This window comes from Amycolatopsis orientalis, assembly GCF_000943515.2.
GTDB lineage: Bacteria > Actinomycetota > Actinomycetes > Mycobacteriales > Pseudonocardiaceae > Amycolatopsis > Amycolatopsis orientalis.
Genome location: NZ_CP016174.1, coordinates 4,411,457 through 4,424,724, shown reverse-complemented (window position 1 = coordinate 4,424,724; position 13,268 = coordinate 4,411,457). Strand labels below are relative to the sequence as shown.

The 13,268-nt window shown below is 69.5% G+C and carries 12 protein-coding genes; 1 reads left to right on the top strand and 11 read right to left on the bottom strand.

Annotated features, from left to right (window positions below):
• Positions 1 to 44: 44 nt before the first annotated feature.
• From SD37_RS19270 to SD37_RS19240, 7 genes are all read right to left on the bottom strand, one after another.
• Positions 45 to 1,655: an alpha/beta hydrolase gene (locus SD37_RS19270; protein ID WP_044853206.1), complete on the bottom strand. Its 1,611-nt coding sequence runs from the start codon at positions 1,653 to 1,655 to the stop codon at positions 45 to 47.
• A 156-nt stretch (positions 1,656 to 1,811) separates the two neighbouring features.
• The gene (locus tag SD37_RS19265; RefSeq protein ID WP_044853469.1) at positions 1,812 to 2,234 is read right to left on the bottom strand and encodes a nitroreductase family deazaflavin-dependent oxidoreductase; all 423 of its coding nucleotides are present in this window, start codon (positions 2,232 to 2,234) and stop codon (positions 1,812 to 1,814) included.
• A 46-nt stretch (positions 2,235 to 2,280) separates the two neighbouring features.
• Positions 2,281 to 3,258 (bottom strand): L-histidine N(alpha)-methyltransferase, encoded by a 978-nt coding sequence (gene egtD, locus SD37_RS19260; RefSeq protein ID WP_044853205.1) that lies wholly within the window; start codon positions 3,256 to 3,258, stop codon positions 2,281 to 2,283.
• Positions 3,255 to 4,037 carry an ergothioneine biosynthesis protein EgtC gene (gene egtC / locus SD37_RS19255; protein WP_044853204.1) on the bottom strand — a complete coding sequence of 261 codons (783 nt, stop codon included), beginning with the start codon at positions 4,035 to 4,037 and terminating at the stop codon, positions 3,255 to 3,257. Before egtC ends, egtD begins: the two co-directional genes overlap by 4 nt.
• A 5-nt stretch (positions 4,038 to 4,042) precedes the next feature.
• Positions 4,043 to 5,392, bottom strand: a complete 1,350-nt coding sequence (gene egtB / locus SD37_RS19250) for an ergothioneine biosynthesis protein EgtB (RefSeq protein WP_044853203.1) — start codon at positions 5,390 to 5,392, stop codon at positions 4,043 to 4,045.
• Complete coding sequence (locus tag SD37_RS19245) at positions 5,389 to 6,651, bottom strand: glutamate-cysteine ligase family protein (RefSeq protein WP_044853202.1); 1,263 nt, start codon at positions 6,649 to 6,651, stop codon at positions 5,389 to 5,391. Before SD37_RS19245 ends, egtB begins: the two co-directional genes overlap by 4 nt.
• A gap of 130 nt (positions 6,652 to 6,781) precedes the next feature.
• Positions 6,782 to 7,705 (bottom strand): LysR family transcriptional regulator, encoded by a 924-nt coding sequence (locus tag SD37_RS19240; RefSeq protein ID WP_044853201.1) that lies wholly within the window; start codon positions 7,703 to 7,705, stop codon positions 6,782 to 6,784.
• Positions 7,706 to 7,865: 160 nt separating this feature from the next.
• On the opposite strand from SD37_RS19240, the gene SD37_RS19235 reads away from it, so the two are divergent.
• The gene (locus SD37_RS19235; RefSeq protein ID WP_044853200.1) at positions 7,866 to 9,053 is read left to right on the top strand and encodes a Glu/Leu/Phe/Val family dehydrogenase; all 1,188 of its coding nucleotides are present in this window, start codon (positions 7,866 to 7,868) and stop codon (positions 9,051 to 9,053) included.
• Positions 9,054 to 9,121: 68 nt separating this feature from the next.
• On the opposite strand, the gene pip is transcribed toward SD37_RS19235, so the two are convergent.
• From pip to SD37_RS19215, 4 genes are all read right to left on the bottom strand, one after another.
• Entirely contained in the window at positions 9,122 to 10,114 is a 993-nt protein-coding gene (gene pip / locus SD37_RS19230; RefSeq protein WP_083255011.1) for a prolyl aminopeptidase, read from the bottom strand.
• A 411-nt stretch (positions 10,115 to 10,525) separates the two neighbouring features.
• Positions 10,526 to 11,257, bottom strand: a complete 732-nt coding sequence (locus tag SD37_RS19225; protein WP_083255289.1) for an ESX secretion-associated protein EspG — start codon at positions 11,255 to 11,257, stop codon at positions 10,526 to 10,528.
• 24 nt (positions 11,258 to 11,281) lie between these two features.
• Positions 11,282 to 12,619, bottom strand: coding sequence for a hypothetical protein (locus SD37_RS19220; protein WP_145926669.1), 1,338 nt, complete (start codon positions 12,617 to 12,619; stop codon positions 11,282 to 11,284).
• On the bottom strand, positions 12,616 to 13,266 hold the full coding sequence (locus tag SD37_RS19215) for a DUF3558 family protein (RefSeq protein WP_044853197.1): 651 nt from the start codon (positions 13,264 to 13,266) through the stop codon (positions 12,616 to 12,618). Before SD37_RS19215 ends, SD37_RS19220 begins: the two co-directional genes overlap by 4 nt.
• Positions 13,267 to 13,268 lie beyond the last annotated feature (2 nt).

Genomic DNA, 13,268 nt, shown 5'->3' with positions numbered 1-13,268 from the left:
CCTTGAGAGCAGGGAAGGAGGCCTTCACGGACTTGCGCCTGGGATCAGGCAGTGGCGGTTCCGAACGGCTGGACGTTCGGCTGGAACACCTGACCGTTGGCCGGGACCTTCAGATCGATCAGGTAGTCGGCCGTCACCTTGTCCACGCCGAGCGAGTCACCCAGGATGCAGTGCCCGAAGGCGTCGACCGACAGCAGCCGGGCGTTGCCCAGCTCGGCGGCCATCCGCTTCGAGAACAGGTACTGGGTCGCCGGGTCGTAGTAGTTGCCGACGACCAGCACCGGGGTGTCGGTCTTGGCCTGCCACGGGCCGCGGTAGACGTCCGGGTTCTTCGCCGGCCACACCGGGCAGCCCGCGATGTCCGCGAACGCCTGGTAGCGACCGAAAGTGGGCGATTCCTTCTCCCACTTCGCGGCGATCTCGGGAACCTTCTCCTGCTTGATCGTGATCTTCTTGTCCGAGCAGTTCACGGCGAAGTAGGAGTCGTCACCGGTGTACGGGCTGTCCGGGTCCGCGTCGGCCCGCCCGTTCACGCCCGACCGCAGCACCTTCAGCTCGACGGCCTGCGCCGTCTGCGTCTGCGCCGCCGGCGGGTGGATGACGTTGTACAGCGCCTGCAAATCGTCGGCCAGCGCCGGGAACGACGACGGCGAATACAGCACACCGGAGACCGTGCCGGTGAACGTGTTGATGTCGTAGCCGCTGCCGTCCGGCAGCTTGATCGGCTGCTGGCGCAGGTACGTGCGGAGTTCGTCGAACTTCTCCCGCGGGGTACCCGAGCTGAACGAGCACTTCGGCCCGACCTGCGCGCACTTGCGCAGGAACGCGTCCAGCGCGATCTCGAACCCGCGAGCGCGCTCGCGGTCGTACTGCACGCCGTCACTGGTGCGCAGCGCCGGGTCGACGTTGCCGTCGATGACGATCGCGCGGCTCTGCTTCGGGAACATCGACGTGTACGTCGACCCGATCAGGGTCCCGTACGAGAAGCCGACGAAGGTCAGCTTCTGGTCGCCGACGGCCGCCCGCATCTTGTCGAGGTCACGCACGACGTCCTTGGTGGACATGTGGTTCAGCAGCGCGCCGGCGTTGTTCTTGCAGAACTGGCCGTAGTCGCGATAAGACGCCAGCGTGCCGGAGATCTCCTGCCGCGAAAGCGGTACGGGGATCTGCGCGGCGAAGACTTCGTCCGCGTCCTCCTGCGTGGTGAAGCATTTGAGCGGGTTGCTGGCCCCGACCCCGCGGGGGTCGAACCCGATCAGGTCGAACCGGTCCAGCACCTGCGGCTGGAGGTAGTTCGCCGCGCCGATCGGCATCCGGAACCCGGAGCCGCCGGGACCGCCGGGGTTGAGGAACAGCGAGCCGATCTTCTTGTCCGGCGTCTTCGCCGCCCGCTTCAGCATCGCGATGTCGATGGTGCCGAGCGCCGCGTTGTCGTGGTCGATCGGCACGCGATACCGCGCGCAGCTGTAGAACTTCACCTGATCGGCGGGAACGCCCCGGATCTGGTCCGCCGTGCAGGCGCCCCAGGTCACCGGCGCCGTCGCGCCGACCTGGGCGGCCGATGTCCCGGCCTCCTGGGCGGCGACCGCCGTTCCGGGCAGCCCGGTCAGCGCGGCGCCGGCCACGAGTGCCCCTACCAGTGCGAAACCGCGCACCGGCCTCCTTGTGGATCTCGGCAAAACGACTCCTCCCTCGGCTGGCGACATGCCGGAACATGTCGCGCGATGCGCCGCCGACGTCACGGCGCGTAACACCAAGCGAGCCTCGCACAAGCGGGTAACCCAGTCACCGGCCGAAAGGATGGTACGAACCTATCGAGTGGTGGTCTTTAACTCGAAAATCGGTAACACACGGCGAGCGGACTCCTCCTCCATGGAGTAACCCGGCCAGAAGTCCAGCAGGAGCTTCCACATCGCGTCGCGCTCCTCGCCGACGAGTTCCCTGGCCCTGACCGGGATCTCCTTGCCCGCCAGCGCGACGACCGCGTCGGGCCGCGAACGCAGGTTGTGCGTCCACGCGGGATCGTTCGGCCTCCCCCAGTTGGAGCCGACGAGCACGATGTCGCCCTCGTGCGGGAAGTACAGCAGGTTGGTGTCGCGGGGCAGCCCGCTCTTCCGGCCGGTCGTGGTCAGCCGCAGGGAAGGGAGCCCGGCCATCGCGACCAGGCTCACCTTCCCCTTGAACAGGCGGTGGAGTTTCTTGTCCACCCAGATGATCCCGCCCGCGAGCTTCATCAGCCACGGTTTCGTGCCGAGCGCGCGGGCGAGGAGCGTGAGAGGGTTAGCCACGCACAGATCTTGCCAGGCTCACCCCGAACCGCGATTCCGAGTCCGTCCACCATTTCTCCACCGCGAATCCGGCTTCGGCCAGTTCGGCGGCGATACCCTCCCGCCGGAACTTCGCGGAGATCTCGGTGCGCACGTACTCGCCCTCGGCGAATTTCACCCGCAGGTCGGCGCCCGGGATGTCGATGGTCATCGACTCACGGGCACGCAGGCGCATTTCGATCCATTCGTTCTCCTCGTCCCAATACGAGACGTGGTCGAAGGCGGCCGGATCGAAATTCGCGCCGAGGCCGTTGTTGATCACGTGGAGCATGTTGCGGTTGAACTCGGCGGTGACCCCGGCCGCGTCGTCGTAGGCGCGTTCCAGCGTTTCCCGGTCCTTCACCAGATCCGTCCCGAGCAGGAGCCACTCCCCTTCGTCGAGCACTTCACGGACCGAGCGCAGGAAGGTGGCGCGATCGGCGGGCAGGAAATTGCCGATCGTGCCGCCGAGGAAGACCACCAGCCGGGGCCGGTCCCCCGGCAGCAGGTCGAGGTGCCGGGTGAAGTCCCCGACCACGCCGCGGACCGCGAGGGAGGGGTAGTCGGCCGTGATGGCTTCCGCTGCTTCGGCGAGCGCGGTTTCGGAGACGTCGAGCGGGACGAACTCCTTCAGCGTGCCGTGGCTCGTGAGCGCGTCGAGCAGGAGCCGGGTCTTCTCACTCGACCCGGAACCGAGTTCGACGAGCGTGTGCGCGCCGGAGCTTTCCGCGATCTCGCCGCCGCGCGCGGCGAGCACCTCCCGTTCGCTGCGGGTCGGGTAGTACTCGGGCAGCGCGGTGATCTTCTCGAACAGTTCGCTGCCGCGCGCGTCGTAGAACCATTTGGGCGACAACCACTTCTGGTCGGACTCCAGGCCGGTGCGGACGTCCGCGCACAGCTGCTCGGTGATGTCCGACTCGCTGTGGTGTACGTCGAGATCCACTTCGGTCATCGTGCCTCAGGGCTCCGATCGGCTTCGAGGGCGGGGTTTTCTTCCAGGGCGATGATTTCCACGCCCTCTCCGGTGACCCGGACGGCGTGGTGTTCGGGAACGGGTGTCCAGCCGGGATCGTCGTCGCACGGTTCGGACGCGACGAGGACTCCGCCGCCGGTGTCCCGATAGGACAGTGAATGCGTCCAGGCGGTGCCGATGAGCGTGCTCCCGTCCGTCAGCAGGAAGTTGAGCCGTGATCCCGGCCCGGCTTCCTCGACGGCGCGGGTCAGCCACGTGACGGCCGCGAGCGGGTCTTCGCCCGCTTCGAGCCGCTCACGCAGCAAAGCCCACAGCAGCACCGAATCGGTCGTCGCCTCCAGCGTCAGCAGGCGGGTGACCGGGAGTTTCGCGGCCAGTTCGGCCATCGAATCCGGCCAGCCCCTGATCAGCCCGTTGTGGCTGAAGAGGTACCGGCCGCCGGTGAACGGCGCGGTGGCCGCCTCGACCACCGGCATCCCCGTCGTGCCGTTGCGGACCGCCGCCATGAAGGCGGGCGACCGCACCGACCCGGCCAGCGCGGGCAGGTCCCCGTCCGTCCACAGGGGAGCGGACCGGCGCAGGCGCAGCGGCTCCGGGCCCTCGGCGTACCAGCCGAGGCCGTAGCCGTCCGCGTTGACCGAACCGCCGCCCCGCATGTCGGCCGGGGCGTAGGACTGCACGAGCAGGGAACGCGGGGCGTGGAAGAGCACTTCGGCGGGCGAACGCGGCTCACCGAGATACGCGAGGTGACGGCACATGCCGCTCAGCCCACCTCGCCCGGTCGCGCGTCCCGGGCACAGCGGAACCCGGAGAAGATCTGCCGTCGGATGGGATGGTCCCAGTTGCGGAACGTGCCGCGGATGGCCGCCGCGTCCGTGCCGAACGAGCCGCCGCGCAGGATCCGGTAGTCACCGCCGAAGAACACTTCGGAGTACTCCCGGTACGGGAACGCCGCGAATCCCGGATACGCCTCGAACCCGCTGCTGGTCCACTCCCAGACGTCCCCGATCAGCTGGTGCACGCCCAGCGGCGACGCCCCCGCCGGATACGCGCCCGCTTCCGCGGGCCGCAGGTGCCGCTGCCCGAGGTTGGCGTGCTCGGGGGTGGGTTCCTCATCGCCCCAAGGGAACCGGCGTGAACGGCCGGTCGCCGGATCGAACCGGGCCGCCTTCTCCCATTCCGGTTCCGTGGGCAGGCGCCTGCCCGCCCAAGCGGCGTACGCCTCGGCCTCGTGGAAGGAAACGTGGACCACCGGCTCCGCGGCGGGCACCTTCTCGTAGACGCCGAACCGCGTGCGCCACCAGCCGTCCTGCTCGCGCTTCCAGAAGCGTGGCGCGGTGATCCCGTGTTCGCTCCGGTACGCCCAGCCTCGCTCGCTCCACCACTTCGGGTCCTGATAGCCCCCGGAGTCGAGGAACTCGATATACGCCCCGCAGGTCACCGGTGTGGTGTCGATGAAGAACGCCTCCACCGCGACCTCGTGCGCCGGGCGCTCGTTGTCCAGCGCCCAGGGTTCCGCCGAGGTGCCCATGGTGAAGGCCCCGCCGGGGACGAGGACTTCGGCGGGCAGCCGCCCGGACCGCGCGGAGGGCGGAGCGGGCGCGTGCAGCACCGGATCGCCCTTGCGGAGCTGGTGGGTGGCCAGCATCGTCTCGTCGTGCTGCTGCTCGTGCTGGGTGATCATGCCGAAGGCGAAGGCGTCCTGGGTGAGCCGCCTGCCTTGCAGCGGAACGTTTTCCAGGATGTCGAAGGACTTCTCCCGTACCTCGCTGACGTACTTGCGCGCCTCTTCCGGGCCCAGCAACGGCAACTCCGGGCGATCGGCGCGGGCGTGCTGGAACGCGTCGTAGATGTCGTCGATGTCCGGGCGCAGCGCCTCGCGGCCGCCGACGTCACGGACCAGCCAGAGTTCTTCCTGGCTGCCGATATGCGCCAGATCCCAGACCAGCGGGGACATCAGCTTCGAATGCTGGCGGACCAGCTCTTCGTCGTCGATGTCGGTCAGCGCGACACTGCGCTCGCGGGCCCTGGTGAGCGCCTCGGCCGCGTGGGCCCGCAGGTCTTGCGGGCTCAGCGCGCGAAGCGGGTTGGTCTCGATGCTTTCCACGCTCATGACTGGTGACTCCTCGAACCGTGCACGAGGGACTGCACGCCCTCGCTGATCTCGGTGATGCTCTCCGGCGGCAGACCCGTCATGCCGAGTTCGGCACAACCGAGGTCCACCACCTCGCTCGCGACGGCCGCGATCGCCCGGTCGGCGAGACCGAACCGGGCCGCGCACTCCCATCTGCCCATGACCGGTTCGCACAATTCGAGCACTTTGTCCACTGTGGACGGGCGTGCGAGCAGGGCGGTCAGCAGGGCCACCGGATGCAGCCACTTGGCGGCGGGCTGCGCGTCCAGGTAGCGGATCTCCAGGTACCCCTGTGGACGGACCGGCGTGAAGAAGGTCGTCAGGTGATAGGCCAGGTCGTCCTCGGTCGGCTTGCCGAGTCCGGCGCCCGCGCCCCTTCCGTCGATCCAGTCGGCGAAAGTCAGCGAATCGGGCGCGTCCCAGCCACCGTCGCGGCCGGGCAGCACCATCAGCGGGGTGTCGAGGATCCGGCGTGCCCACTCCCCCGCCGGATCCCGGCCCGGCTCCGCCGAACGGGTCCGGGCCTGCTCGGTGTCCATCACGGCCAGCCAGCGCGCGGACGCGTGGCCGGTGTCGCGTCCGGCGTGGACCCGGGAATTGGCGAAGGTGGCCAGCAAGGGCGGGCCGAGGGCGTGGACGGCGGCCCAGCGGGTGGCGAGATCGCGTTCCTCGCCGGCGTCCACACAGACCTGCAGGCCCGCCGTGCTGCACATCATCGTCGCGCCGCCCTCGCCCATCGGGGCGAAGCGGCGTTCCATGGCGGCGTAGCGGGGTGTGCCCAGTTTGCGGGCGGGGGCACGAAACCTGTCTATCCCGCTGTCACCGAGGTACAGGCCTCGGGCGGCGAGAAGGTCTTGGAGATGGGCCAGATCGGCCGAGACGACGGCGTCCAGGTGGCGCAGCGTGGTCTGGGGTTGAGCGGAGATCTCCACCTGACATCCGGGCTCGAGGCTCAGGGGTGAACCTGCCGGAAGCGGGAGGGCGGGGCTGTCGGGGCGCAACGTCCGCGGGGTGTGCGGGCCGAGCGCGGCGGCGAGATCGTCGGGTTCGAGGGGCCGGGCGGGCTCGTCGGCGTAGTGCACGGTGTACTCCAGCTCTACGCCGAGAAGTCTCGGTGGCCCGTGTTTGAAGCACACGGAAGCCACATACGCCTCGCCTTCGGCGCGGTCCGAAAGGACCTTCGCCGTCGCGTTCGACGCGCTCCCGGACTTCTCGGGGAAATCATGAACAGTAGTCATCTTTCCGCCGTCCAGTCGGTTGTCCGATCACTGAGAAACCTTGACTTCGGACGCTACACGCGGGGTCCGACAAATTCAGGTCGGTTCTTACCGGGCAGGATCGCCGGACCACCACGCAAGACAGGACGAGTCAGGGCAAAGCGGGCTCCGTGCCCAGGCCCAGCGCAGCGGCCGCGGTGCGGACCGCCTGGATCACCAGCTGCAGGGCCTGCCGCCGCGACGACGTCGTCCGGTAGGCGATCGAAACCGTTCGGAGCAACGGTGTGGTCAACGCGACAACGTCGATCCCCGGCGGCCGGAGACCGAGCCCGAGATCGGACACGAGGGTTACCCCGAGCCCGGCCCGGACCATCGCCATCGCCGTCGACTGCTCTTCCACCTCGTGGTTGATCTTGGGTTCGAACCCGTGCCGGTGGCAGGCGGTGCGCACCGCGCGGCCGAAATGACTCTTCGGGCTGGCGAGGATCCACGGATGCTCGGCCAGTTCGAGCAGCGACGCGCTGCCCGCGGGGACGGCGCCGGACGGCACCGCGGCGTGCAGCCGTTCGACGGCGATCACCGCGCGCTCCAGGCCGGCGTCCCACGGCATCGGCGCGTCGGAGTAGTCGATCACGAACGACAGGTCCAGTTCACCGTCGCGGACGGCGTCGGCGGTGTCCTCGGGCGCCAGTTCCCGGGTCCGCACCTGGATGCCCGGATGGTCGCCCGCGAGCGCGGCCAGTGCGTGCGGGAGAAGCCCGGAGGCGACCGAAGCCCACACCCCGGCCATCAGCCGGACCGAGACGGTCGACTGGGCCTCCTCCAGCGCCAGCGTCGCGCGCTCGACCGAACCCAGGATCTCCTCGGCGTGCTCGGTCAGCAGAAGCCCCAGTTCCGTCAGCTGCACCCGTCTGCCGAATCGTTCGAACAGCTTCGCGCCGACGTCCCGCTCCAACTGAGCCAGCTGCTGCGACACCGCCGACGCGGTGTAATGCAGTGACGCCGCGGCCGCCGTGACGGTGCCGCGCCTGCTCAGCTCGCGCAGCATCCGCAGGCGGTGCAACGAAAGCTCCATGTCCCCAACGTAAACGGGCGCGGTCGCGGACGCCGGATGACGCGTTACACCAGTTTCTCTGCACGACATCGTTCAGATTCGGTAAATGGACGCCCGTGCCCGCCGGGGCGCACCCTCGGAAGTGGCGCAGGACGAACCCGAACCCGAAGGAGGTGGCCGCATGGCCGCGAGGAACGCCGAACCGCTGATGAGGCTCATCTGGACCGACCCCGTCACCGGCGCGACCGGCTACCTCGTCGTGCACAGCCTGGTCTCCGGTATCGCGACCGGCGGCACCCGGATGCGTGCGGGCTGCACGATGTCCGAGGTCGAGGACCTGGCCAGGGGGATGGCGAACAAGACCGCGACCTTCGGCCTCCCGGTCGGCGGTGCCAAGGGCGGTATCGACTTCGATCCCAAGGACGACCGGGCTTTCGGTGTCCTGGAACGGTTCTGCGCGTTCCTGCGGCCGTGGATCGACAACCACTGGGTGACCGCCGAAGACCTCGGCGTGCCGCAGCACCTGATCGACGAGGTGTTCGCGAAGCTCGGGCTGGAGCAGTCGTACCACGCCGCGATCCGCCGTTCGGCCGATCCGGCGCACACCCTTCGCCGCGTGCAGGCCGGGTTGAGCACCCCGGTCCCCGGCGGGCTCCTGCTCGGGGACGTCATCGGCGGCTACGGCGTCGCGCAGGCCTGCCTCGGCGTCGCCGACGCGTGGGAGTGGCCGGTCGAGAAGACCACCGTCGCCGTGCAGGGCATCGGCACCATGGGTGGCGGCGCGGCCTGGTACCTGCACGAAGCCGGGATGAACGTCGTCGCGGTCGCCGACGCGGCCGGCACGCTGTACCGGCCCGAAGGCCTCGACATCCCGGCGTTGCTGGACCTGCGTGACGAGTACGGCGAGATCGACCGGAGCCGGCTGCCGTCGGACGTCCGGCTGCTGCCCCGCGACGAGATCGTCGCGACGGAGGCCGACATCTTCGTCCCGGCGGCGATCTCCTACGCGCTGCGCGCCGGGAACCAGGGCGCCGTCAAGGCGAAGGTCGTCATCGAGGCGGCCAACGCGGCGACCACCCCCGACGCCGAAGCGGGCCTGGCCGCACGCGGGATCCCGGTCATCCCGGACTTCGTCGCCAACGCCGGTGCGGCCGCGTGGGCCTGGTGGCTCCTGCTCGGCGAGGTCGGCGCGGACCCGGCCGACTCGTTCCTGCGGCTGCGGACCGAGATGCGCGCGAAGGTGGCGCTGCTGCTGAGTTCCTGGAACCTCGACCGGATCGCACCCCGCACCACCGGCCTCCGGCTCGCCGAAACCACCCGTTCGGACGCCACCACCGCCGAGACCGCTCCGGTTCTGGTCATCCCCTGACGTCATGCGCGTGAAGGACTCCTTCCCTCGGCTGAGCCGCGGGAAGGAGTCCTTCACGCGCGTCGGGGTCAGGAGGCGAAGCGGTCGGTGGCGCCGATGAGGACGTCCCGCATCGGCTCGTCCTGGGTGCTGTGGCCGACCTCGTCGATGATCACCAGTTCGCTGCCCGGCCAGGCGTGCGCGAGTTCCCACGGGGTGCCGACGAGGTTCCCCAGGTCGAGACTGCCTTCGGCGAGCACGGCCGGGATATGGGCCAGCTTCTTGGCCTCCCGCAGGACGACGCCTTCGTCCAAAAAGGACCCCTGGCTCCAGTAATGGGTGACCAGCCGCGCGAACGCCAGCCGGAACTTCGGCGACTCGAAGCTCTTGTACGGCGGGGAAGTCGGGATGACCGCGTCCTCCCAGGCGCACCAGTCCGCGGCCGCCTTCTCGTGCACCACGGGGTCCGGATCCATGAGCAGCTTGTGGTAGGCGGCCGCCAGGTCGCCGTCACGGTCCTCCTCGGGGACGCCGTCACGGAACCTGGCCCAGGCCTCGGGGAAGACGCCGCCGAGGCCGCGGGTGAGCAGGTCGGTCTCGCGCCGCCGCCCGGTGGCCAGGCCCATCAGGACCATCTCGGACACCCGGTCCGGGTATCGCTCGGCGTAGACCAGCGCCAGCACCGAGCCCCAGGAACCACCGAAGATCAGCCACTTTTCGATGCCCAGACGCTCGCGGAGCAGCTCCATGTCCGCGATCAGATGGTCGGTGGTGTTGGCGGAGAGGTCGGCCTCGGGCTCGCCGGCGTGCGGCGTGCTCCGGCCGCAGCCCCGCTGGTCGAACAGCACGACGCGGTACCTGTCCGGGTCGAAGTAACGGCGCAGCCCGGTGCTGCAGCCGGTGCCGGGGCCGCCGTGCAGCGTGACGGCGGGTTTGCCGTCGGGATTCCCGCAGACCTCCCAGTACACGAGGTGCCCGTCGCCGACGTCGAGCATCCCGTGGTCGTACGGTTCGATTTCCGGATAGAGCCGTGTCACGTTCTCGTCCTCCCAGACCCGCGCGAAATACAACAGCGCTGTCACAATAGCCCGGATGGCGGGCTTGGTCGCGGGGTTTTCGCGCGCGAGGGGGGTCCGGTCCGGATCAGGCCGCTGCCTACTCGCCGCGGCGTCCTGAAGGACCCCTTTGAGACGTTCACCGTCTCAAAGGGGTCCTTCGAGACTGCCGCCCAGCGCCGGGACTCGGACCCCGTAGGTACAAGAACTGAAAGTCCGTTGCGGGAGCCCCATGCGCCTCGTCAGGGACGATCAGCGTCTCAAGCGTGGCGCTCGCGACCTCCCGATGAAGAGAAGACACCTTCGTCATGGCGCAGGCCGTCCATGAAGGAATTGGGACGTTGAGTGTCCTAATTCCTTCATGGACGCGGGTGTAGTACATGAAGGCCCCCTTCCTCGCGTCTGGCGCAAGAAAGGGGGCCTCATGTACTACTGGTATCAGCCGCCCAGAGTCGAGGACACGTGGCGGAGCGCGTCCGCCAGTTCCGCGGGCCCGGCGGGTCCGATGTGGACCACCGTGTCGTTGCCCCGCCCCGTCGTGTAGCTGAGGTACCGGCCCCAGTCGGTGTCCGCGAAATGCAGCGGATCCTCGACCGCCGTATGCCTGCCGACCTCGTCGCGCTTGCCGGCGTAGAGCTCACCGCTCCCTTCGACCGGCCGCTGCACGAGGCTGACGATGTCGGCGACGACCGGCGGTAGCGAATGCGTGTCCGGACCGCGCCGCGCCGCCTCTTCGAGTTCGTACGCGCGGATCGTGCGGAGCCTGCCGCCGCCCGCGGGGACGGGCGGCAGCTGCTCGATCAACGTCTCCGGCAGGCGACGCCGGTCGATCTCCTGGAGTCCGACCCAGTCCCCGGACGCCACCGCCAGCACCGCCTGCAAGCCCAGCGAAGCGGCGAGCACGCCGTAGGTCTGGCCACCGGCGTTCACCCAGCCGTAGTACTCGATGGCAGGTTTCGTGAGCACCGGCAGCCAGTCCAGGAACTCGACCGAGGTACGGCCGTTCGAGTCCAGCAGCCCGGCCTGCGCCAGGGCGGCTTCGACCCGCTTGTCCGCCTCCGCGCGAGCCGTCCTGGAGATCCAGCGCGGTTCGGGACGCAACGTGATGTGCAGGTCGCCGACGCGTTCGCGTTCGGCGAGCGCCGCCAAGGCTTCGACCGGGACGTCCACCCGGCCCGTTCTGACGGTCATCCGCTACTCGCCGATGACCGGCGGGCTGGTCCGCTGGTCGGTGCCGAAGATCGCGTCGGGGTCGGCCTCGATCAGGTAGTCGGGACGCTGGTGCTCGTCGTCCTCGTCACCGTCTTCGCCGCGCCTGCCGCCGGCCCCCATCGGGCCCATCTGACCGGCACCACCGCGGCCACCGGCACCACGGCCACCGGCCAGGTGGTCGGCGCCGCCCAGGCCGCCGAGGCCCCCCATACCGGAACCCCTTCCGCCGCCCAGGCCACCGGAACCGGGTCCGCCCGCGCGGCCGCCGGTGCCGCCCTCGCCACCGAGGAGCCGTCCGGCCGCGCTGCCGGGGCCGGGCACGTTGCGCCCGCTGCCGCCGCCGGGCGGATTGCCGCCGCCACCACCGGGACCGTAGTTCTGGCCGAGCCCGTTGGTGAGGCCGATGACGTCGTCCAGACCACCGTTACCGCCGCGCCCGGGGTCCCTGCCCGGGATCTCGGTGGTCTGTCCCGGCCTGCCCCGGCCGCCGCCGGACGGGAGCGTCGTGTCGCCGGGACCCGGCCTCCGCGTCGGCGTCGTGATGCCGTTGTCGTTGCCCGGCCGGTCCCTCGGGGGTACCGGCCGGTCCTCGCCCGTCCCCGGCCGGTTCTGGTTCTGGTCGGTGCCCGGCCTGTTCTGGTTCTGGTTGGTGCCGTTGTCGTCCGTGCCGCTGGTGTCGGTGCCGTCGTTCTCGTCCCCGCCACCCGTCTTGCCGGGCTTCACCGGGATGACGGGCGGCGGCTTGATCGGCGGCGGGCCGCCGTCGACCTTGATGCTGACGTTCGTGCCGTCGCTCTTCAGCACGCCGTAGTCGGTCGGCAGGCTGGACCTCGTGTCGAGCGTGGACGTGTCGTACTGGTCCATCACCCGGACGTTGTTCTGGTTCGCCGCCTCGTGCTTCGCGACACCCTCTTGGTAGTTCTTGATGTCGTTGTTGACCATGAACGGCCCGGCGATCGGGATCGCGCCCTTGAGGCCGGTGGTCCAGGGGTTGGGCTTTTCCGGCTTCGGCGGCACCGGGACGACCGAATAGCTGGACTCGTCGAAACTGTCGGCCTGCATGGTCACGGAATCCCTGGTCGTGAAGAGGGGCTCCGCCGTCTCGCGGAAGGCCAGCTCGAGCGGTCCCGCGCCCGCGTTCGCGGCGTCGGCGGCCGAGCCGGTCCAGGAGGCCTTCATCCGTTCCTGCAAGGACTTGATGCTCATCCCCCGCTGGACGTACGCGTCCGAAAGCTCCGCCACGCGATCCGCCGCGCTCCGGAGATTCCGGGTGTCACCCTGGGTGAAATTCTCGAAGATCTGCTTGCCGTCCACCCTCATGCCCCCTTGAGTGTCTTGATCACGGCCGACGCGAGCTTCTGCGCGGTCTCACACGAATCCTGCTCACCCTGATAGCTCTTGGCCAGCGTGCCGATGGCCAGATCGTCGGCGACACCGACGGCCATCGTGCAGTTCCCCTCGGCCCGCTCGTCGGACAGTCCATAGAAGACCGTCGGATAGCCGTCGACCTCCGGCCCCGGCGCGACGAACCTCATCCGTCCCGTCTCCTTGGCCTGGTAGAACCCGGCGAGCCCGCCGGTGCCGCGCTCGCGGTTCCCCGATCCGATGAGGACCTGGACCCCGTTGCCCTTGCCCTGCTTGGACATCGACCAGCCGCAGGACGGGTTGGTCCCCTCGGATCCACTGGCGCCGCCACCCGGGCGGCCCGGGTCGGTGTATCCCAGCGCGGCGAGGTCGGCCGCGGCCACCACGGTGCAAGGCTCGGTCAGGAACGAGTCGCGAACGGTGAGCGGGGCGGACACCTTCGGGACGTTCGGGTTCGCGGGCGCCGAGGAGGCACCCGACGAGGCGTCCGACCCGGTGGTGGGACTCGGTTTGCCCGGGTTCTCGCCCGAGCAGGCGACCAGCGCCGCCGAGACGAACACCAGCGTCGTGGCGGCGATACAGCTCTTCAGCACGTTAGGCATCC